25 protein-coding genes and 1 pseudogene are annotated in these 20,173 nt (G+C 69.1%); 16 read left to right on the top strand and 10 right to left on the bottom strand.

What is annotated here, in order from left to right; all coding sequences use genetic code 11:
- Positions 1 to 8: 8 nt before the first annotated feature.
- From AB0L64_RS01660 to AB0L64_RS01610, 11 genes and pseudogenes are all read left to right on the top strand, one after another.
- Positions 9 to 209: a hypothetical protein gene (locus AB0L64_RS01660; protein ID WP_363706635.1), complete on the top strand. Its 201-nt coding sequence runs from the start codon at positions 9 to 11 to the stop codon at positions 207 to 209.
- Between the two features lie 9 nt (positions 210 to 218).
- Entirely contained in the window at positions 219 to 503 is a 285-nt protein-coding gene (locus AB0L64_RS01655) for a hypothetical protein (protein WP_363706633.1), read from the top strand.
- A 1,132-nt stretch (positions 504 to 1,635) separates the two neighbouring features.
- On the top strand, positions 1,636 to 1,773 hold the full coding sequence (rpmH, locus tag AB0L64_RS01650) for a 50S ribosomal protein L34 (protein ID WP_130386492.1): 138 nt from the start codon (positions 1,636 to 1,638) through the stop codon (positions 1,771 to 1,773).
- A 26-nt stretch (positions 1,774 to 1,799) separates the two neighbouring features.
- Positions 1,800 to 2,150 (top strand): ribonuclease P protein component, encoded by a 351-nt coding sequence (rnpA, locus tag AB0L64_RS01645; protein WP_363706631.1) that lies wholly within the window; start codon positions 1,800 to 1,802, stop codon positions 2,148 to 2,150.
- Complete coding sequence (gene yidD / locus AB0L64_RS01640) at positions 2,147 to 2,461, top strand: membrane protein insertion efficiency factor YidD (RefSeq protein WP_359934942.1); 315 nt, start codon at positions 2,147 to 2,149, stop codon at positions 2,459 to 2,461. Before rnpA ends, yidD begins: the two co-directional genes overlap by 4 nt.
- A gap of 9 nt (positions 2,462 to 2,470) precedes the next feature.
- Positions 2,471 to 3,451, top strand: a pseudogene (yidC, locus tag AB0L64_RS01635) (membrane protein insertase YidC); the annotation flags it as partial.
- 312 nt (positions 3,452 to 3,763) lie between these two features.
- Positions 3,764 to 4,273 (top strand): R3H domain-containing nucleic acid-binding protein, encoded by a 510-nt coding sequence (locus tag AB0L64_RS01630; protein WP_363708074.1) that lies wholly within the window; start codon positions 3,764 to 3,766, stop codon positions 4,271 to 4,273.
- A gap of 10 nt (positions 4,274 to 4,283) precedes the next feature.
- On the top strand, positions 4,284 to 4,955 hold the full coding sequence (gene rsmG, locus AB0L64_RS01625) for a 16S rRNA (guanine(527)-N(7))-methyltransferase RsmG (protein WP_363706628.1): 672 nt from the start codon (positions 4,284 to 4,286) through the stop codon (positions 4,953 to 4,955).
- Between the two features lie 518 nt (positions 4,956 to 5,473).
- Positions 5,474 to 6,409, top strand: coding sequence for an AAA family ATPase (locus AB0L64_RS01620; protein ID WP_363706626.1), 936 nt, complete (start codon positions 5,474 to 5,476; stop codon positions 6,407 to 6,409).
- A gap of 157 nt (positions 6,410 to 6,566) precedes the next feature.
- On the top strand, positions 6,567 to 7,541 hold the full coding sequence (locus tag AB0L64_RS01615; protein WP_363706624.1) for a ParB/RepB/Spo0J family partition protein: 975 nt from the start codon (positions 6,567 to 6,569) through the stop codon (positions 7,539 to 7,541).
- A gap of 84 nt (positions 7,542 to 7,625) precedes the next feature.
- Complete coding sequence (locus tag AB0L64_RS01610) at positions 7,626 to 8,387, top strand: RibD family protein (RefSeq protein WP_363706622.1); 762 nt, start codon at positions 7,626 to 7,628, stop codon at positions 8,385 to 8,387.
- Positions 8,388 to 8,570: 183 nt separating this feature from the next.
- Here the strand turns inward: AB0L64_RS01610 and AB0L64_RS01605 are convergent, their stop codons facing one another.
- The 4 genes from AB0L64_RS01605 to AB0L64_RS01590 all read right to left on the bottom strand — a co-directional run bounded on the left by AB0L64_RS01605 (position 8,571) and on the right by AB0L64_RS01590 (position 12,166).
- A complete protein-coding gene (locus AB0L64_RS01605) occupies positions 8,571 to 8,927 on the bottom strand; it encodes a DUF3817 domain-containing protein (protein WP_363706620.1) in 357 nt (118 codons plus the stop codon).
- Entirely contained in the window at positions 8,924 to 9,748 is an 825-nt protein-coding gene (locus tag AB0L64_RS01600; protein ID WP_363706618.1) for an SURF1 family protein, read from the bottom strand. The genes AB0L64_RS01605 and AB0L64_RS01600 overlap by 4 nt, the downstream gene beginning before the upstream one ends.
- A 15-nt stretch (positions 9,749 to 9,763) precedes the next feature.
- Positions 9,764 to 10,711, bottom strand: a complete 948-nt coding sequence (locus AB0L64_RS01595) for a D-alanine--D-alanine ligase (RefSeq protein WP_359934954.1) — start codon at positions 10,709 to 10,711, stop codon at positions 9,764 to 9,766.
- A 144-nt stretch (positions 10,712 to 10,855) separates the two neighbouring features.
- A complete protein-coding gene (locus AB0L64_RS01590; RefSeq protein ID WP_359934956.1) occupies positions 10,856 to 12,166 on the bottom strand; it encodes a PLP-dependent aminotransferase family protein in 1,311 nt (436 codons plus the stop codon).
- 195 nt (positions 12,167 to 12,361) lie between these two features.
- On the opposite strand from AB0L64_RS01590, the gene AB0L64_RS01585 reads away from it, so the two are divergent.
- From AB0L64_RS01585 to AB0L64_RS01570, 4 genes are read left to right on the top strand one after another with little or no spacing between them, the layout of a single operon-like run.
- Positions 12,362 to 12,562, top strand: a complete 201-nt coding sequence (locus AB0L64_RS01585; RefSeq protein ID WP_363706616.1) for a hypothetical protein — start codon at positions 12,362 to 12,364, stop codon at positions 12,560 to 12,562.
- 47 nt (positions 12,563 to 12,609) lie between these two features.
- A complete protein-coding gene (locus AB0L64_RS01580) occupies positions 12,610 to 13,263 on the top strand; it encodes a GNAT family N-acetyltransferase (protein ID WP_363706614.1) in 654 nt (217 codons plus the stop codon).
- Positions 13,264 to 13,265: 2 nt separating this feature from the next.
- Positions 13,266 to 13,658: a DUF2784 domain-containing protein gene (locus AB0L64_RS01575; protein ID WP_363706612.1), complete on the top strand. Its 393-nt coding sequence runs from the start codon at positions 13,266 to 13,268 to the stop codon at positions 13,656 to 13,658.
- A 29-nt stretch (positions 13,659 to 13,687) separates the two neighbouring features.
- Positions 13,688 to 14,326, top strand: coding sequence for a permease prefix domain 1-containing protein (locus AB0L64_RS01570; RefSeq protein WP_363706610.1), 639 nt, complete (start codon positions 13,688 to 13,690; stop codon positions 14,324 to 14,326).
- On the opposite strand, the gene AB0L64_RS01565 is transcribed toward AB0L64_RS01570, so the two are convergent.
- Complete coding sequence (locus AB0L64_RS01565; RefSeq protein ID WP_363706608.1) at positions 14,306 to 14,632, bottom strand: helix-turn-helix transcriptional regulator; 327 nt, start codon at positions 14,630 to 14,632, stop codon at positions 14,306 to 14,308. The genes AB0L64_RS01570 and AB0L64_RS01565 overlap by 21 nt on opposite strands.
- Positions 14,633 to 14,705: 73 nt before the next feature.
- Here AB0L64_RS01565 and AB0L64_RS01560 point away from each other — a divergent pair, with 73 nt between their 5' ends.
- Positions 14,706 to 16,835 (top strand): MMPL family transporter, encoded by a 2,130-nt coding sequence (locus AB0L64_RS01560; RefSeq protein WP_363706606.1) that lies wholly within the window; start codon positions 14,706 to 14,708, stop codon positions 16,833 to 16,835.
- Here AB0L64_RS01560 and AB0L64_RS01555 read toward each other — a convergent pair.
- From AB0L64_RS01555 to trxB, 5 genes are all read right to left on the bottom strand, one after another.
- Entirely contained in the window at positions 16,813 to 17,268 is a 456-nt protein-coding gene (locus tag AB0L64_RS01555) for a type II toxin-antitoxin system VapC family toxin (protein ID WP_363706604.1), read from the bottom strand. The two genes, AB0L64_RS01560 and AB0L64_RS01555, sit on opposite strands and share 23 nt — an antisense overlap.
- The gene (locus AB0L64_RS01550; RefSeq protein ID WP_363706602.1) at positions 17,265 to 17,519 is read right to left on the bottom strand and encodes a type II toxin-antitoxin system prevent-host-death family antitoxin; all 255 of its coding nucleotides are present in this window, start codon (positions 17,517 to 17,519) and stop codon (positions 17,265 to 17,267) included. Before AB0L64_RS01550 ends, AB0L64_RS01555 begins: the two co-directional genes overlap by 4 nt.
- Positions 17,520 to 17,604: 85 nt before the next feature.
- The gene (locus tag AB0L64_RS01545; RefSeq protein ID WP_355693729.1) at positions 17,605 to 18,729 is read right to left on the bottom strand and encodes an N-acetylmuramoyl-L-alanine amidase; all 1,125 of its coding nucleotides are present in this window, start codon (positions 18,727 to 18,729) and stop codon (positions 17,605 to 17,607) included.
- A gap of 43 nt (positions 18,730 to 18,772) precedes the next feature.
- Positions 18,773 to 19,090 carry a thioredoxin gene (gene trxA / locus AB0L64_RS01540; RefSeq protein WP_355475881.1) on the bottom strand — a complete coding sequence of 106 codons (318 nt, stop codon included), beginning with the start codon at positions 19,088 to 19,090 and terminating at the stop codon, positions 18,773 to 18,775.
- A gap of 47 nt (positions 19,091 to 19,137) precedes the next feature.
- Positions 19,138 to 20,127, bottom strand: a complete 990-nt coding sequence (gene trxB, locus AB0L64_RS01535; RefSeq protein ID WP_363706599.1) for a thioredoxin-disulfide reductase — start codon at positions 20,125 to 20,127, stop codon at positions 19,138 to 19,140.
- Between the last annotated feature and the right edge of the window lie 46 nt (positions 20,128 to 20,173).

Raw genomic sequence — 20,173 nt, 5'->3', positions numbered from 1 at the left:
GCCGGCTGTTGCGCCTGCGCCTGTGGCTGCTGCGCCGCGTGCGCCTGCGGTTGCTGTTCCGCCGGCTGTGGTTGCTGCGTCGGTCGCTGCGCCTGCGGTTGCTGCTCCGCGGACTGCTGCTGCGGTGTGCCCTGTTGGGCGGCGGGGTGTTGCGGCAGCTGCTCCTGTGGGTGTTGTGGAGCGCTCTGCTGTGCGACCGGAGGCTGTAGCGGTTGCAGGTGCGGTTGCAGGGGCAGGTGCTGGTTGAGGTGGAGCTGTGGGGCCAGGTGGTGCTGCTGTGCGTCCTGGTGCGGGGCCTGCACGTCAGTGGACCGCGGCTCGGCCGGCTGGTGCTCAGCTGCTCGCTCGTCGGGCGTGCGCTCGGCGGCCACCGGCTGCTGCGGTGCCTGCTGGTCGGAGACGGCCTGCTCGGGCGTCTGCTCTACCTGGGGCAGCTCCGCGGACGTTTGCTCCGCGGTTGGTGGCGCGGCCGCGCTCTGCTGAGCCGGTCTGCCGTCGGGTGACCACTGGTTGGTGGCTGCGTCGTCCACACGTGCCTCCCCCTCGATCGGTGCCGCTCCTGCTGCAGTGCCGCCAGTACCCCAATCGTCGGCACCCCAGGCGTTGCCCGCGCCGGGGTGTTGATTCACGGCCGGTGCCGCACCGAAGTACGACGTACCTGCCGTGGACTGGGGTGGGCCGGACGGAAGATCGGTGGCCGCGCGCTCGAGGTCGGAGCGGTAGCCGTACGGACCCGGGGGTGGCGCGGGCCGGTAACCGGCGGCCGGGGGCTCGGGCATCGGGATCGGGAGCGACGGGCTCAGATAGTCACCGGGATCCATCCGCGGCATCGGCGTCTCCGCGCGCGGACCGGGTGTGGTCTCGGTCCGGGGCAGCGGTTCCGGCGCGGGCGGCACCTCGGTGCGGAAGTTGGCCTCGGGCTCGGGCCGGAGACCGGCGTCGGGTTCGGGCCGGAGGTCCTGCCGGCCGTCAGCGCTGTGGTCCGTCCGGTGCTCGGCCGGGCTGAATTCCACCGGTGTGAATTCCGCCCTGGCGGAATGGTCCTCGACCACGCGTTGCTCCCCGAATCCATCGCTGCGGTGGCCGGCGCGTTCCGGACTGATCCGGGCTGCGCGACCATTCGACCCGACCACCGTGCGGGCCGCTGTCCACACGGTTGTCCACAGTTGTGAACGACCGCCGGAGCAGGTTGGTTACCGATCGCGGGGTGTGGGACCTCTGGTGTGAAGAAGTGACGCTAACAAGTCCGCCCACACGGCTTCAAGCCGTCATCCACAGGCTATGAACAGGAAATTGGGGGCAACTTGCGGCGTGTCGGGTAGACGCCGGAGCGTAGTCATGGTTACGAGATCGCTCTCTGTCGCCGATCCGACCGGACAGTGACGAGTACTCGACCGACCGCTCGCCCACTATCCTGTCCACAAGTCTGTGGAAAACCTTGGGGATACCTGGTTTGACCTGTCCACAAGGAGCCACGTACCGTGGATCGGTCGGTGTTGAGCCGGCCGTTTCGTGCTGCGCTCCCTGCGGGACCATCCCTGGTTCTCCGACGGTGTGCAGGATGCACCAACGGGCAGATCCGAATCAGTGGATTTGTCGACAAATTTGTGTTCTCGAGTAACCGGAGTCATTCCAGTGAGCAAGCGGACGTTCCAGCCGAACAACCGTCGTCGGCACAAGAAGCACGGCTTCCGTCTTCGGATGCGCACCCGCGCGGGTCGCGCGATCATCGCCGCCCGCCGTGGCAAGGGTCGTCAGCGCCTCGCGGCCTGAGCGACCCGTCGGACGGTGACCACCTCGTGTTGCCCGCGTCGCACCGGTTGCGCCGGTCCGACGACTTCCGTCGCGCCGTCCGGTCCGGTCGGCGCGCGGCGCGACGCGCGGTGGTCCTGCATGTGCTGGCGCAGGCCGACACAGGCGATGCTGTCGGCCCGGCGCGCGTCGGGTTCGTTGTGAACAAGGCGGTGGGCAACGCGGTTCTGCGGAACCGGGTCCACCGCCGTCTGCGTGCGGTCCTGGCGACGCGGTTGCCCGATCTGCCGGCCGGCAGCCTGACCGTCGTCCGCGCCCTCCCGTCCTCCGCCGCGGCGTCGTACGACGAGTTGGCGGCCGACGTCGACGGCGCCCTGGGCCGGGTGCTGCGGCCATGATGCGGATCAATCCCGTGCGGAGCGGGATCATCGGTTTCCTGAAGTTGTACCGGCTGCTGATCAGCCCGCTGTACGGGCAGGTCTGCAGGTTCTACCCGAGTTGTTCGGCGTATGCCTTGGAAGCGGTCGAACGCCACGGTGCGGTGCGCGGTAGCTGGCTGGCGATGAGGCGACTCATCCGCTGCCACCCGTGGAACCCCGGAGGCTACGACCCCGTTCCTCCCAGAGATGTCGACCAGCGCGGAGAGTCTTTCTCCGCCAACCAGCCCGGACCGTCGGCCGACGCCGGGCCTGCGCAGCGAGGTGTGTGAGTGACTCTTCTGGCCATCCCCGGACTCGCGGTGTGGGACGGGATCGTAGACCTGTTCAACACGGTGATGACCCCGCTCTACTGGGCCGTGTCGGCGCTGCTCGTCGGCTGGCACTGGTTGTTCAGCCAGGTGCTCGACCCGAACAGCGGCTGGGCGTGGGCGCTGTCCATCGTCGGTCTGACCGTCACCATCCGGACGCTGCTGATCCCGCTGTTCGTCCGGCAGATCCGCTCCAGCCGGAACATGCAGCTGCTGCAGCCGAAGATGAAGGAGCTGCAGAAGAAGTACGGCCATGACCGGGAGAAGCTCGGTCAGGAGATGATGAAGCTGTACAAGGAGACCGGGACCAACCCGTTCTCCTCGTGCCTGCCGCTGCTGCTGCAGTCGCCGATCTTCCTGGCCCTGTTCCGGGTGCTCGACTACGCGGCGAACGGCAAGGCGCACAGCGCGATCATGGAGCCGTACGTCTACTCGCTGCAGCACGCGAAGATCTTCGGCGCGGAGATCTCGCAGACCTTCCTGAAGGCCAGCGGCCCCGGCGCCAACAACGTCAAGGTCGTCGCGATCGTCCTCATCATCCTGATGACGACGACGATGTTCATCACTCAGCTGCAGCTGATGCGGAAGAACATGCCGAAGGAGGCCCTCACCGGCCAGGCCGCGCAGATGCAGAAGATCATGCTGTACGTCTTCCCGATCTTCTTCCTCATCGGTGGCTTCAACTTCCCGATCGGTGTGTTGATCTACTGGTTCGTCTCCAACGTGTGGACGATGGGTCAGCAGTTCTACGTGATCCGCCGCAACCCCGCCCCGGGCACCCCGGCGTACGACGCGATGCAGGCCCGCAAGCGCGAGCACAACCTGCGCCACGGCCGGGCGGCCGACGAGGGTGTCCCGGGCGCCGTCGGCACCGCGACCGAGACCGAGACGACGGACCGTCGCCCTGCGCAGCGCCAGCAGCCGAAGCGGCAGTCGCGCAGTGACCGGAGGACCGGCGGACCGGCAGCCGGCGGCGCGGACGCCTCGAGCAACGGACAGCCGTCCTCGGGCAGGCCGCAGGACACGGCGCCGAAGCAGGACGCACCGAAGAAGACTCAGGCCGCAGCTGCCAAGAAGCAGCCGGCCGGCAAGAAGGGCACCGGAGCCAAGCGCCAGCCCGCGGCGAAGTCGGCCGCGCAGAAGAAGGCGGCGCAGAAGCGCTCCGGCGGTTCGCGCTGACCCGGCGCACCCCTGATTGCCCCGAGCCCCGGGTCCCCGTGAGGCGGATCCCGACACTGTGAAGGAGTGGCCGTGACCGACGGCATGCAGAATACCGACACGGCGGAGCAGTCCGCCGGCACGAACTCCGCCGAGGATCGCCTGAAGGCCCTCGAGGCGGAGAGCGACATCGCGGCGGACTACCTCGAGGAACTGCTCGATATCGCCGATCTCGACGGCGACATCGACATGGACATCGACGGGGACCGGGCCGCGGTCTCGATCGTCGGCGCCGAGCTGAACAACCTCGTCGGTGAGAAGGGGAAGGTCCTGGAGGCGCTCCAGGAGCTGACCCGGCTCGCGGTGTACCGGGAGACCGGTGAGCGGTCGCGGCTGATGCTCGACGTGTCGAACTACCGGGCGAACCGAAAGGCGGAGCTCGAAGAGGTCGGCCGGAAGGCCGTCGAGGAGGCGAAGGCGACCGGCACCCCGGTGCGGCTGGACCCGATGACGCCGTTCGAGCGCAAGGTCGTGCACGACGTCGTCGCGGCCGCCGGCCTGACGTCGGAGTCCGAGGGCGAGGAGCCCCGCCGCCGCGTGGTGGTTCAGCCATGACAGCGCACCGATGACCGAACACGTTTCACGTGAAACACCGCCGCTCGTGGACAAGCTGTTTCCACGGGCGGCGGTCCGGCTTTCGGCGTACGCCGAGTTGCTGGCGACCGAGGGGACGCTGCGCGGCCTGATCGGACCGCGGGAGGTTCCACGGTTGTGGGACCGCCACCTGCTGAACTGCGCCGTGGTCGAGCGGCTGATCCCGGAGGGCGCGTCGGTCGCCGATGTGGGCACCGGCGCCGGCCTGCCCGGCATCGTGCTCGCGATCGTCCGGCCCGACCTCCAGGTGGATCTGGTTGAGCCCCTGCTCCGGCGCACGACCTTTCTCCAGGAGGCGGTCGATTCCCTGGAGCTCGCCAACGCGACGGTCGTCCGCGCGCGGGCCGAAGATCTCCCGCCGGCGTCGTACGACGTCGTCACCTCGCGGGCGGTCGCACCGCTCGGGAAACTGGCCCGCTGGTGTCTGCCGCTCTGTGTCGAGGGCGGACTGATGCTGGCCATGAAAGGGGCGTCCGCAGAGGAGGAACTGGACGCCTCAGAACGCGAGTTGATGAAGCTTGGCGCAGAGGTTTGTCATATTCACGAACTTGGCGGCGATGAACTGGCCAACCCCACGACTGTGGTGAGTATTGTGGCCGGACGTGCTGCAGGGGGATCCCGGCACGCAAGACACGGGAGGTGAGCGGGTTGGTGAGTCGTGCCCTCGGATGGCCCGAGAAGAGCACCGGTGAGCCAGGGGCGTCCCAGGGGATCGGCTGGCCGACCGAACCGGACTCCGCCGTCCGTGTGGTGACTCAGGAACCCGCTCCCAGCTCGGCGCCCGCGCCGGCATCCCCTGTCCAGACCTCTTCGACCCCGGCCGCCGAGCAGCCGTACCTCGCGCCGCCGATCGACACCTCAAGACTCCAGGCCGCTGCCGCGGTCGGTCTCGGCAGTCTCGCGGACGGCGACCAGGCGTCTGTTTCACGTGAAACGCCTGAGATGCGGGATGATGGTCCCGGGTCCGATTCGGCGTCACTGGTGGACGTCGAGCCGGACTTCTCCGAGTCTCCACCGCCTGTGGATGACCACCGCATGAAACTGCCCCCGCACACGGGAATTCGTCCACAGAAGCCTGTGGACGGAGCTGAGGGCAGACCCGCCCCGACCCCTACAGACATCCTCTTCGGGCCAAGTCCCGCACCTATCGGAATGGGCGCTATGACTGCCGCACAGATCGCCGCGCGGGCCACGTCGGACGAGCTTCAGCGACGACTCCTGGAGACTCCGATCGCCGCCGCCACCGAACGGACCCTGCTGGTGAATGAAGGACGCACGATGGGCCGCGAGTTCCCGCTGCCTGCCGAGACCCGAGTCTTCGTCGTCGCCAACCAGAAGGGTGGCGTGGGCAAGACCACGACGACGGTGAACGTCGCGGCCGGCCTCGCCCTCTACGGCGCGAAGATCCTCGTCATCGACCTCGACCCACAGGGCAACGCGTCGACGGCCCTCGGCATCGACCACGCCGAAGGCACGCCGGGTGTGTACGAGGCGATCATCGAAGGCGAGCCGCTGAGAAAATTGATCCAGCCGTGCGCCGAACACCCCGGCATCCAGGTGATCCCGGCGACCATCGACCTGGCGGGCGCCGAGATCGAGCTCGTCAGCCTGGTGGCCCGGGAGAGCCGGCTGAAGAGTGTGCTCGAGGCCTACCTGACCGAGACCGAGACCGCGGGGGAGAAGTACGACTACGTCTTCATCGACTGCCCGCCGTCGCTCGGCCTGCTGACCGTGAACGCCCTGACCGCCGCCCGCGAGGTCCTGGTCCCGATCCAGAGCGAGTACTACGCGCTCGAGGGTCTGTCGCAGTTGCTGCGGCACATCGACATGGTGAAGTCGCACCTCAACCCGTCGCTGGACGTATCGACGATCCTGCTGACCATGTACGACGCCCGGACGAAGCTGGCCGGCGAGGTCGCGGCCGAGGTCCGCGGTCACTTCAAGGACGCCGTCCTGCGCACCGCCGTACCGCGGTCGGTGCGGATCTCGGAGGCCCCGAGCCACGGGCAGACCGTGCTCGCGTACGACCCGGCGTCGGCCGGTGCGCTGTCGTACCTGGAGGCGTCGCGCGAGATCGCGATGCGGAACAACTCCTGAGCCAGACGGAGCGGCGTGGCAGTGTTTCACGTGGAACGGGCCCGGCTCGTTTCACGTGAAACAGGACACGCAGGCTGCGGTGACGGCCGCGGTCGTCGGTCAGCGTTGTGATTAGGTCAGCAGTAGCTCAGCAGGCAGTCGAACTCGAGGGAGCGCGATGAACACCCGACTCGGACGCGGACTTGGTGCGCTGATCCCCAGCTCGCCGGCGCCTGGCACCACCACCCTCGGCAGCAAATCGAACTCGATCCCGGGGGCGCCGCCGGTCACGACGCCGACCGCGCCGCAGGGACCGCAGGAGCCGGAGCTGGCCGCGGTACCGGGTGCGTCGTTCGCGGAGATCGAGGTCGACAAGATCACGCCGAACCCGAAGCAGCCGCGGACGGTCTTCGACGAGGACGCGATGGAGGAGCTCGTCCACTCGGTCAAGGAGATCGGCCTGCTGCAGCCGATCGTCGTCCGCCGGCTCGAGGACGACACGTACGAACTCGTCATGGGCGAGCGCCGTTGGCGCGCGACGCAGGCCGCCGGCCTGACGACGATCCCCGCGATCGTGCGGGAGACGTCGGACGATGCGATGCTCCGGGACGCTCTGCTGGAGAACCTGCACCGCAGCCAGCTGAACCCGCTGGAAGAGGCCGCGGCGTACCAGCAGATGCTCGACGACTTCGGGTGCACGCAGGAGGTGCTCGCGACGCGGATCGGGCGGTCACGCCCGCAGATCTCCAACACGCTGCGACTGCTGAAGCTGCCGGCATCCGTTCAGCGCCGGGTCGCGGCCGGGGTGCTGTCGGCCGGTCACGCGCGGGCACTGCTCGGCCTGCCCAGCGGTGACGCCATCGAGCGGCTCGCGCAGCGGATCGTCGCCGAAGGGCTCTCGGTGCGGACGGTCGAGGAGATCGTCGCGCTCGGGGACATGCACGGCGACGATACGGCCGCGCCGCGCCGCCGGAACAAGCCGGTCGCACCGCGGCTGGTCGACCTTGCCGATCGGCTGTCGGACCGCTTCGAGACGCGCGTCAAGGTCGACCTCGGAAAGACCAAGGGCAAGATCACCGTCGAGTTCGCCTCCCTCGACGACCTCGAGCGCATCGTCACGCTGATGGACCCGAACAAGGCCACCGAGGCCTGACGCCGATCACCCAGACGAACGCCCGCCGAATTTGTCGGCGGGCGTTGGTATGTCTGGGGGCCTCTCGAGCCCGAGGAGGCCCAGGTGCAGAACCGACCGCGCGTGGTGGTCAGCGTAGGAGCAAGTGCCGACGGGAAGGTCGCACTCGTCCGGGATGCCCTCCTGATGCGTGAGCCCAGCTCGCGGCTGTGGGAGGCGATGACTCCATCGGCGCCGGTCGCGATCGATGTCGTCGAGCTGGTCAGGCAGCAGTACGGCTGCAGCGCCGTTCTCGAGGGGAGTGGCAGCCTGGTCGCCGAGGACGAGACGCCCGACGAGCTGCCGGCGTACGACGGTGATCCGGCCGGGCTCTACGACCACTTCCTCCCGGCCGACGTGATCGGACAGCCGGCGCCGCCGCACATGTGGTTCACGGTGGTCGACAGCCGCGGACGGGTGCGGTGGACCGAGAAGCATGAAGGCTGGGATGTGCTGGTTCTGGTGGCGCGATCGACGCCGGCGAACTATCTGGCCTATCTCCGCCGGGAGCGCATCTGCTACCTCGTCGCCGGCGAGGAGCGCGTCGACCTGGCGGAGGCGATCGCCGCGATGGGTGCCGAGCTGGGAATCAGCTGCGTGTTGTCGATGGCAGGCGGCGGTTTGAATGGCACGCTCTTGCGAGCAGATCTGATCGACGAGCTGCACCTGACGGTGGCGCCCGCTCTGGTCGGTGGGCTGGGCACGCCGTCGATCATGGACGGCGCTCCGCTCGCGATCGGCGAGGCTCCGACCCGGCTGCAGCTGCTCTCGATGCGAGCGGATGCCGGCGGCAGCGTTCGGCTCCACTACGCCGTCCTGCGGACCTGAAACGGCCGCTGTTCTGCGGCGTAGGGCCCAGAAATCACACGGATGTAAGTCTGGCGAGGCGGCTTAGGATCGCGCTGACAGAGCTAGTTAACGGCACGAACTGTCGGGATTCATCACCAGAGAGACATGTCGACAAATCCATGTCGCCACCTCCCGCGAATGTTTCATGTGAAACATCGACGACTAGCGACCGAGAAGCTCGTGCGACGTCTTGCGCTCGGCGTAGAACGAGAGGAACGGGATGGTGCCGGCGACCGCCATCAGGACCAGCCGGGGGAAGGACCAGCGGACCCGGCGGAACAGGTCGAACGTGCCGAGGAGGTACACGACGTACAGGAAGCCGTGCATCGGGCCGATCACGTTCATCGCGCCCGGGTCGTCGGCCAGGTACTTCAGCGGCATCGCCACGAACAGCAGCAGGAGCAGCATCACGCCGACCACGTACGCGATCACGCGGTAGCGCATCAGGGCGCCGCGGACGGCCGGGGTGAGCGGCTGCGGGCCGGCGGCGGAAGTGGCGGGGTCAGCAGGGGAAGTCACGCTGAAACGGTACCGCTTGACTCCACAGGCTCTCCGACCTGGTCGCCCGTCCCGGCGTCCGGCGGCGTGTGGTGCGCATCCAGCACCATCCGGGCCCACATCCACAGCGTGAACGCCGCGAAGATCCACCACTGCACGGCGTACGCCACGTTCCGCAGGCCGGCGTGATCCGTCGGCGGCGGAGGCGGCACGACAGCGGCCGGTGCCGGTGACGGTACGGCACCTGCGTCGACAGCGGTCTGTACGACGAACGCGTCATACACCCGGTACTTCACCAGGTGCACGATCGTCGGGATCCGCAGCGACGACAGGACCCGCCCCTTGGCGGCGTCGGCCGACGAGTCCTCGGCCTCGGACGCCACCACCGAGCCGGTCAGCCGCACCGGACCGGTAGGTGCCTGCGCGGCGGCGTCGGTCACGACAGGCACCCAGCCGCGGACGACCATCACAGCGCCGGAGTCGGGGAGCATGAGCGGCGAAAGCACCCAGAAGCCGTTCTTGCCGTCCTGGGCGCGATCCGCGATGAACACCTGGTCGGCGGCCGGCCCCCAGGTGCCTTCGATGGTGACGCGCCGACCGACGGCCTTCGACGGCAGTCCCTCGTCGATGGAGAAGAGTGACTGCAGGGCGACCGGCGGAGCGGCAGCGCGCTGAGCGGTCGCGTCCGCCGTCTTCGACTGGTACACGCTCAACTGCCACACACCCATGGCGGTCATGACACCGGCGAGCGCCAAAGCGAGCACCAGGAGACCGGACCACTGCGGCGTCAGCACGGTCCGCCACAGCGGCCGAGCGGGCTCCGGAGAGCGGGGGTCTGGCATTGCTACGTCCGGCGCTCAGCGGGCTGCTGCGGTGGCAAGCAGATCGCGGCAGAGGACGCCGAGCTCGATCCCGGCCGCCTCGGCGGCCAGCGGGACCAGCGACGTCTCGGTCATCCCCGGAGCCACGTTCACCTCGAGGAACCACGGCACGCCGGCCGCGTCGACCACGAGGTCGGTCCTGGACAGATCGCGCAGTCCCAGCGCCTGGTGCGCCTGGACGGCGGCCGCGGCGCAGGCGCCGGCGGCCTCAGGCTCCAACCGAGCAGGTACGACGAACTGCGTCGCGCCTGCGGTGTACCGGGCCTCGTAGTCGTAGAACCCCGAGTCGGGGCGGATCTCGACGGCAGGCAGCGCCCGCGGCCCGTCGCCGGTGTCGACGACCGTGACGGCCACCTCGGTCCCGTCGACGTACTGCTCGATCAACGCGACCGGCCCGTAGGCGTAGCAGTTCACCATCGCCGACGGCAGCTCCTCGACCGAGCGCACGATCGAAGCACCCAGCGCCGACCCGCCCCGGGCCGGCTTCACGACGAGCGGCAGCCCGACCTGCTGGATCACTGCCTCCATCAGTGCCGCGGCGCCGAGCTCGCGGAACGTGTCGTGCCCGAGCACGACCGAGGCAGGCGTGTGCAGTCCCGCAGCGCCGACGACCGTCGCGGCGACCGGCTTGTCGAACGCCGTACGGCACGCGGCCGCGTCGGCCCCGACGTACGGAACGCCGTACAGGTCGAGGACCTGGCGGAGGGCGCCGTCCTCGCCGGTGACGCCGTGCAGGACGGGGAAGACCGCGTCCGGGGGATCGTCGCGCAGCCGGTCGACCAGCGAGGCGTCGACGTCGCGCTGTTCGACCTCGACGCCGACACTGCGCAGCGCGTCCGCCACCCGGCGGCCGGATCGCAGCGAGACGTCCCGCTCGTGCGACAGCCCACCTGCCAGTACCAGCACCCGACCCAGATCACTCATCACAAATATCCCGATCACTCGTGGGCGACTCCGGCACGGCCGCCGGTCCCGAGGCCCACTCGAACGGTACCCCTACCGATTCCCGCACCCCCGGCCGCCCGCAGCTCCCTTGCGCAACCTTTGCGAAGCGGAGCGGTGAAAAATCTACGAAAGCTCCGGCCCCGGAGCGTCGTACTCACGGCCGGCGCCGGGTGGCAGCGGGCCGAACGTCTGGCGGAGCTCGAGCTCCTCGTGGATCACCGCGGCGAGCCGGCCGACTCCCTCGGTGATCCGCTCCGGCGTCGGATGACAGTACGACAGCCGCATGCACTGGGAGCCGAAACCGTCCGAGAAGAAGGCCGTTCCGGGCACGTAGGCGACGCGTGCGGTGACCGCCCGGGGCAGCATCGCCTTCGCGTCCAGCCCGTCCGGCAACGTCAGCCAGACGTAGAACCCGCCCCGCGGCCGTGTCCAGGTGGTTGCCGCTGGCATCTTTTCGGCCAGCGCCGCGAGCATCGCATCGCGGCGTTCGCGGTACATCTCCCGGAACTGCTTCACCTGCCCCATCCAGTCGTGCCGGACCAGGTACGACGAGATGGCGAGCTGGCTGAAGGTCGGCGGGCACAGGGTCGCGGACTCCTGTGCCAGCACGAGTTTCTCGCGGACGGCGTGCGGCGCGACCGCCCAGCCGACCCGGAAGCCGGGGGCGAACGTCTTCGAGAAGGAGCCGAGGTAGATGACCCCTTCCCGGTCCGCGGCGCGCAACGCCTGCTGCGGCTCACCTTCGAATCCGAGCAGTCCGTACGGATTGTCCTCGAGGATCAGCAACTCCGCCCGCTGGCAGATCTCCAGCACCCGCGCCCGCCGCTCGTCGGACAGCGAGACCCCGGCGGGGTTGTGGAAGTTCGGGATCGTGTAGAAGAACTTGATCCGCTTGCCGGCCGCCCGGACCGACGCGATCGCCTGCTCCAGCGCCTCCGGCACCACGCCGTCGTCGTCCATCGCGACGTGGACGACCTCGCACTGGTACGCGCGGAACACGCCGAGGGCGCCGACGTACGACGGCGCCTCGCAGATCACGACGTCGCCCGGATCGCAGAAGACCCGAGTCACCAGGTCGACGGCCTGCTGGCTGCCGACCGTGACGACGACGTCGTCGGGATGGGCCTCGATGCCCTCCAGCCGCATGATGTCGCAGATCTGGTCGCGCAGCGCCGGATCGCCCTGGCCGGAGCCGTACTGCATCGCGGTCGCGCCGCTCTCGATCACCAGGTCGCGGACCGCGCCGCCGACCACGTCGAGCGGCAGGCCGCCGATGTTCGGCATACCGCCCGCGAGCGAGACCACCTCGGGGCGGCTGGCGACCGAGAACAGCGCCCGGATCTCCGATGCGGTCATGCCCTTCGTCCGGGCTGCGTACGCCTCGACGTAGTTGTCGAGACGGGTCTGCCGGACATCGGGCACGTCAGCACTCACGAGGGCCACTCCAACGGTGATCGAGGGGGAAGTCACCAGGTTACGTCGACAGACCCAGGTCGGGACTGGGGATCGGCGTGACCTCTCACTACCATGCCTTATAGGGGCAGGTTCGACCATGCCGGAATCTGGCTGCTGAGACAGCCGGAGGGTGCGGTGCGGCCTGAGAGGTGGAACCGGAAGGCGGAATCAGGGATGAGCGTGGGCAGGACAGCCGGATGGGCGCTCGGCGGCCTGGCGCTGGGCGTACTGGCCGGGTTCGCCGGCGAGCTGTTCCGGCGGCAACCGGCCGCGAAGGTGCAACAGCGGTACGTCGCCCCGGAGGCGACCCGCACGCCGGACGCGCGGACCCCGGCCCCGGTCCCCGAACCGGCGGCCGAACCGGTCATCCGCTGACGGATGGTGACGAAGCCAACAGCACGTAGCGCTGAACGGATGCATTGATGGCCCGACGGCTGGAACCGCTGACGCTCGCCAACCTCGGCGAGTTGCCGGTCCCGTGCCGTGACTGCGTGTTCTGGGAGCTCGATCCGGTGGCGGCGCGGCAGGCCGATCGCAACGGCGACACCGGGCTGGAGAAGGAAGCCTGGCTGTCCCAGTTGCTGCTGGATTGGGGGACTGCCGGCATCGTGCTGTACGTCGACGACGAGCCGGCCGGCTTCGCGGTGTACGCCCCGGCGACGTACCTGCCCCGGATCCAGGCGTTCCCGACGGCACCCGTGAGCCCGGACGCCGTCGTCCTCGCGACCGGCCGGATCCTGCCGCGGTACCTGGGCCTCGGGCTCGGCAAGATCCTCGTCCAGGCGGTGGCCAAGGACGTGCTGAAGCGAGGTTTCCGCGCGGTCGAGGCGTTCGGCGACTCGCGCTGGGACGGGCCGGGCTGCGTGTGGCCGACCGACTTCCTGCGTGCGGTCGGGTTCGGGGTGGTGCGCGAGCACCCGCGCAATCCCCGGCTGCGGCTGGACCTGCGGTCGGCGATCACCTGGCGCAGTGAGATGGAGGCCGCCGTCGAGCGCCTGATGGGCGCCATCCGTCCGGAGCAGGCCCCGGCGGCGCCGGTGACGGTCCGCGACGCGCTGCGGTCGGGCCCGGAGTAGCTGTGATCTATCGGGTGCTGGCGGACGTGGTGATGCTCGTGCACGGCGCCCTGCTCCTGTTCTTCGTGGTCGGCGCCTTCCTCGCCTGGCGCTGGCCGAAGCTGATCTGGTACCACCTCGCGATCGTGGTGTGGAACCTGGTGATCGTGTTGGTCGACTTCGGCTGCCCGGTGACGGCGACCGAGAAGTTCTTCCGCCGGGAGGGCGGCGAGAGCGTCTACGCGGGCGGATACATACAGCACTACCTCAACGGCTGGTTGTGGCCCGACGGCGCGACTCCCGTCGCAGAGAAGGTCGGCTTCGCGCTCGTCGTGATCGGGTACATCGGATTCTTCGTCCTCCAGCACCGGCGCCGCGCCAAGCTCAGGGGTGAGTCAGTGGGACCCCGGACGTGAGCCGGGGACGCGCTCCTCATACTGGAGAAGTGCCTATCGACGACTACCTCGCGGCCCTGAGCAAGCAGCTCCGGGGACCCAGGCGCCGCAAGGCGGACCTGCTGGCTGAGGCGCGGGACCACCTGACCGACGCCGCCGAGGCCTTCGAGGCGGACGGTATGGACAGGCGCGCCGCCGAGAAGCACGCGGTGGCCGACTTCGGGACCCTCGAGGAGGTCGCGCCGGGCTATCGCGCGGATCTTGCCGTCAGTCAGAGCCGGCGTACGGCGGTGCTGCTGTTCGCGGCGCTGATCATCCAGCCCATCGTGTGGCGGGAAGGCGTCTGGAGCTGGAACAGCGGACCGGACGACCCCAACCCGCTGAACGACCTGCTGCAGGCGCTGGTCCGCGACGTCGGCACGATCGCCATCGCCGGCGCCGTCCTCGCAGTCGTTGCCGCCGGCATCGGCCTGCGGTATCCGCTGGTCCGGGACCACCTGGCCGGCGTGACGACGGTCTTCGCGCTCGCGAACGCGGCGGCGATCGGCGCGATCAGCCTCCTGATGGCTCTGACCAGCCCGCATCCCAACGGCCTGCTCGCCCTCGGCGTGGTCTGCGGCTTCGTCGTGCTGCCGCTGCTTCTGGTCGCCCAGCAGGCCACGCGCGGCCTACGCCTCGCTTGGGCGTAGCACCCCTTCCACCACCGCCCGGAAGGTCACCCACTCCTGCTTGCCGGCGGCAAGCATCTTCGCACCCGCACTGGTGAGCTGGTACGTCCGCCGTTTGCGGCCGCCGACCGTGCTCCACTCGCTGGCCAGGTAGCCGGCCCGCTCCAGGCGGCGCAGCGCCGGGTAGAGCGTGCCGGTCGGCAGGTCGAGCTCGCCGCCGCTGCGCTCCAGCAACGCCTCCATGATCGCGTAGCCGTGCAGCGGTTCGTGCTCGACGACCGCCAGGATCATCGGGTCGAGGTGTCCACGCAGCGCATCCGCCTTCATATAGCCAGTCTACTCATGTGTCTGTTAATGTCGAGAGGCAACATGTAGCCGATCTACTTATTAGGGACCTGCGATGAGTGTGGACACCCCGATCCGACCAGCGACCCGGCCCGGCGTACTGCACCGGGTTTCCGGCTGGGCCATGCGGCACGCCGGCCCGGCACTCGTGCTCTGGGTGCTCGCGCTGGCCGCGGTCACCGTCGCGTCGACCGTGGTCGGCGCGAACTACAAGAACGACAACTCCTTGCCGGGGACCGACTCCCAGCGGGTCACGGACATCTTCGCGGCGCACCAGCCCCAGGGCGACACCGCGAGCGTGCAGCTCGTGTTCCGGGCCGAGGGCGGTCTCGCGGCGGAGAAGTCCAGGGTCACGTCGATGCTGGCCGCGGTGCGCGACCTCCCGCACGTCGCATCGGTCGCCGATCCGTTCACGGCGCCGGGCGCAATGTCGACAGATCGACGTACGGCCTACGCCACGGTCGGGCTGGACGTCGCCGCCGCGGACATGCCGGTGGAGGACGTCCGGACGATCATCCACCGTGCGCAGGACTTCGCCCGGCCGGCATTCCAGGTCGAGGCCGGCGGTGATCTGGCCCGGAACGCCGCCGAGAGTTCGGGCGGCGCGTCCGAGGGCGCGGGCATCCTGGCCGCGCTGGTGATCCTCGTGTTCCTGTTCGGGTCGTTGCTGGCGGCAACACTTCCGCTGCTGACCGCCGTGTTCGCGGTCGGCAGCACGGTCGCGTTGCTGATGCTCGCCTCGCACTTCTTCACCGTGCCGGAGTACACGACGCCGGTGATGATGCTGGTCGGGCTCGGCGTCGGCATCGACTACGCGTTGCTGATCTTCTCGCGCTATCGGCACGAGCTCTTGAAGGGCACGGCCGACCCGAAGGCCGTCGCTCTGGACACTGCAGGCCGTTCGGTGATGTTCGCCGGCTGCACGGTGGTGATCGCGTTGCTCGGCCTGCTCGCGCTGGGACTCGGCTCACTGCAGGGCGTCGCACTCGGTGTCACGTTGACCGTCCTGATGACGATGCTCGCGGCGGTGACCTTGCTGCCGTCGTTGCTGACACTGTTCGGGAAGCGGATCGAGCGGAGCGTACGCAAGCATGCCGCGAAGCAGCGGCGTACGCCGGGCGACGGGTGGCGGCGGTTGGCCGGGATGGTGCAGCGCGGGCCGTGGGTGCCGTTGGTGCTCGGCATCGTCGCGTTGGTGGCGCTGTCGCTGCCCGCGCTCGGCATGCGGCTCGGGTTCGCGGATGCGGGCACGGACGATCCGGCCAAGACGAGCCGGAAGGCGTACGACCTGCTGGCGGACGGATTCGGGCCCGGCTTCAACGGTCCGCTCGTCGTGGTCTCGGAGGGCGACTCGGCCGCGGCGCAGGCGCTGGGCCGGACGCTGGCCGCCGATCCTGGGGTCGCCGCGGTGACGCCGCCGCAGCTGACGCCGGACGGCAAGATCGCGACCGTGCTGGCGTTCCCGAAGTCGGCTCCGCAGGACGCGGCGACGAGCGACCTCGTCGAGCGGTTGCGGGACGACACGTTGCCGGCACTGGAGGGGCGGACGGGGGCGACGTACCTGATCGGCGGGTCGACGGCGGCCGCGGACGACTTCGCGGCGGCGGTGAGCAAGCGGCTGCCGATCTTCGTGCTGGTCGTCGTCGGGTTGTCGGCACTGCTGCTGATGGCGGTGTTCCGGTCGGTGCTGATCCCGCTGAAGGCCGCCGTCCTCAACCTGCTCAGCATCGGCGCCTCGCTCGGTGCCATCACCCTGGTGTTCCAGCAAGGCTGGTTCGGTGCGCAGGCCGGGCCGATCGAGGCGTTCGTACCGGTGATGATCTTCGCGATCGTGTTCGGGCTGTCGATGGACTACGAGGTGTTCCTGGTCTCCCGGATCCACGAGGAGTGGCGGCGAACCGGCGACGCCCGGGTGGCGGTCCGCGAAGGGCTGGCGACGACCGGCAGCGTGATCACCGCGGCGGCCGCGATCATGATCGTGGTGTTCGGCGCTTTCCTGCTCAGCCCGGACCGGATGCTCAAGCAGTTCGGTCTCGGCCTGGCCACCGCGGTGCTGCTCGACGCCGTGCTGATCCGCTGCGTCATCGTCCCCGCGGTCCTGCGCCTGCTCGGCAACCGCGCCTGGTGGCTACCGAGCGGGCTCGACCGGATCCTCCCGAAGATCAAGCTCGAGGATCACTCGTAGCGTCGTCGGGCGTATTGGTGTCGAACGTGGCCAGTCCCAAAGACTTCCATGCATCGAGGAGGCGCTTGTCGCCCGATGCGACGACAACTTCGGCGTCCTCCAGCTGTTCGGCCGAAGCGCAGTGGACGGCGTCGTACCCGCGCAGCGCGAGAAGGTCCGCGAGTTCCGCCGCGCGCTGGATCAATGCCTCGTCAAGCTCGGTGATCTCGAGTTGCGGCCAGAATTGGTCCAGCAGCCGGCGACACGACGAATACGCCTGGTCGTCGAGGCGCGCCATGCGATGTGCCTGCGCGAGTGCGGCCGCGGTCTCCACATAGAGAAGTCGACTCGACACCACGGCGTCCGCGTCATCCCAGAATCGCCGACAAGCCGCACTGCTCGGCTCGCTGACCAGCAGCGGTACGAAAGCCGATGTGTCGAGATAGCCGATCACCGGCGCTGCTCGTCGATGAGCTCGCCGACCAAGCCCTCGGCATGAATCGGGTCGGGCGCGGGCTGCTTCCTCTGGCGGGCGGGCTGCACGCGCCCTTCGGCGCGAAGTCGCTCCAGTCGCGTCGGTTGCCCGACGGGCACAATGCGGGCGACCGGTTGCCCATGGTCTGTCACTGTCACCGTGCGTCCGGAGCGGACCTCGGCCAGGTGGCGACTGAGGTTGTCGCGCAGTTCCCGAATGCCGACGTCCATGCTGCTCTCCCTTAGGTGGCTACTTACCTCAAGAGCATTGTAGCCACTTTCTTCCGGGATACACCCGACGATCGCCGAACTGTGGTCAGACGGTAAGTTGCCCGAAGCGGAGCATCCCGGTGGCGGCGTCCTGCTCCGGCGGCAGGTACACCCGCTGGATCGCGACCACGATCGCCTCGGCGATCACGTCGCGGAACGCCGGGTCGGCCAGCCGGGCGGAGTCGTGCGGGTTCGTCACGTAGCCGATCTCGAGCCGCACCGCGGGCATCTTGGTCCGCCGCAGCAGGTCCCAGGTCTTGGCGTGCGTCCGGCAGTTCAGCAGGTCGGTCCGGGCGACGATCTCGCGCTGCACCAGGCCGGCGAACTGCTCGCCGACGCTCGACGAGGCGCCGTGCAGGTCGTTGCCGTAGTAGTACGTCGCGACGCCCTGCGCCTGCGGGTTCATCGACCCGTCGGTGTGCAGCGAGACGCACAGGTTCGCGTCCGTCTCGTTCGCGAACGCGGCCCGGGCCAGCTCGTCCGGCCCCTGGTCGCGGCCGCGGGACAGGTACGCCCGGACGCCGGTGGCGCCGAGACGACCCTCGATCCGGGCGGCAAGGTCGTACGCGATGTCGGACTCGCGCAGGCCGAAGCCCTCCCAGCCGTAGTCGAAACCGCCGTGGCCCGGATCGATCACCACGGTCTTGCCGGACAGTCGCGGTCCGGCGGCGCGGACGGCCTCGCGGGCGCGCAACGCATCCGGGCGGCCGCCGGTCGCCATCGGGCGGATGCGCTCGAGGGCCTTGAACGTGGACGGGCCGCAGGTGCCGTCGGCCGGCAGGCCCATGTTGCGCTGGAACTCGGTCACCGCACGCTGGGTGTCCGCGGCGAAGATCCCGTCGATCCGGGCGACCGCGAACCCGAGCTCCTGCAGCTTGGCCTGCAGGCTCAGGACGTCGTCACCGCTCAGCGGATGCGACGGCACGTAGGTCAACAGCCGGTCGCCCAGCCGCCAGCGCGCGTCGTCGATCGCCCGGTAGGTCTGCGGGCCGACGACACCGTCGATCATCAGCCCGCGTTGCTGCTGGAAGCCCCGGACGGCGTGCGCGGTCGCTTCGTCGTAGACGTCGTGACCGCCGGTCAGCAGCCCGAGCCGCTGCAGCTTGCCGACGATCTCGGCGACCGCCTCACCGCTGTCGCCGATCCTGTACACGCCGTGGGGGGCTTCCATCAACTGGCTCCTCTTACCGTGGCGGACGGGGTTGTCCTGCTTCTCAGCCAGTGAAGTCGGCCAGCTCCTTGAGCAGCGCCGCCTTCGGCTTGGCGCCGACGATGGACTTGGCCAGCTCACCGTTCACGTAGACGTTGATCGTAGGGATACCGGTAACGCGGTAGTTGCTCGGGGTGACCGGGTTCTCGTCGACGTTCATCTTCAGGAACGTGATCTTGTCGCCGTGGTCCTGGTTCAGCTCTTCCAGGATGGGGGACACCTGGCGGCACGGGCCACACCACTCGGCCCAGAAATCGACCAGGACCGGCTTGTCGCTCTTCAGCACCGTCTGGTCGAACTCGGCGTCGGTGACAGCGTTCATCTTCTCGCCCACGGGCGTATCTCCTTCAGTGAGGTGTGAGGTTCAGGTCAGACAGAGACGGGCTGGGTGGCCGCGGCGGCGGCCGCGGTGGCCGCGTCCTCGAGGGTGGCCAGGAAGCGCTCGGCGTCCAGGGCGGCCGCACAACCGGTGCCGGCCGCGGTGATCGCCTGCCGGTACGTGTGGTCCACCAAGTCACCCGCGGCGAACACGCCCGGCAGGTTGGTCTCGGTGCTGTTCGGCTTGACCAGCACGTAGCCCTCCGCGTCCAGGTCGACCTGGCCCTTCACCAGCTCCGAGCGCGGGTCGTGGCCGATCGCGATGAACAGGCCGGTGGCCGGCAGCTCGCGGGTCTCGCCGGTGACGGTGTCCTTCAGCGTCAGGTGCGTCAGCTTGTCCTCGCCGTGGATCGTGTCGACGGCCGAGTTCCAGTGGAACTCGATCTTGTCATTGGCGTACGCCCGGTCGGCCATGATCTTCGAGGCCCGCAGCTCGTCGCGGCGGTGCACCAGGTGCACCTTCTTCGCGAACTTGGTCAGGAAGGTGGCCTCCTCGACGGCCGAGTCGCCGCCGCCGACGACCGCGATCTCGTGGTCGCGGAAGAAGAAGCCGTCACAGGTCGCACACCAGGACACGCCGTGACCGGACATCCGCTCCTCGTCGGCCAGGCCCAGCTTCCGGTAGCCCGAACCCATCGCCAGGATGACGGACTTGGCGCGGTGCTCGGTGCCCGCGGAGTCGGTGACCACCTTGATGTCGCCGGTCAGGTCGACCTTGATCACGTCGTCCGGCACCAGCTCGGCGCCGAACCGCTCGGCCTGCGTGCGCATCTCGTCCATCAGCGCGGGGCCCATGATGCCCTGCGAGAAACCGGGGAAGTTCTCCACCTCGGTGGTGTTCATCAGCGCGCCGCCGGCGGTGACGGAACCCTCGAAGACCAGTGGCTCCAGCGCCGCGCGCGCGGCGTACACGGCGGCGGTGTAACCGGCCGGGCCGGAGCCGACGATGATGACGTTGCGGACTGTGGTGGAGTCGCTCATGCAGGCGTTCCTCGTGTCGTCGAGACAGTGACGTCGTACTCAACGG

The organism is Kribbella sp. NPDC051936 (assembly GCF_040680955.1).
In the GTDB taxonomy this organism is placed as follows: domain Bacteria; phylum Actinomycetota; class Actinomycetes; order Propionibacteriales; family Kribbellaceae; genus Kribbella.
Note: the sequence above shows the minus strand (reverse complement) of the source record. Positions and strands in the feature narration are given on the sequence as shown.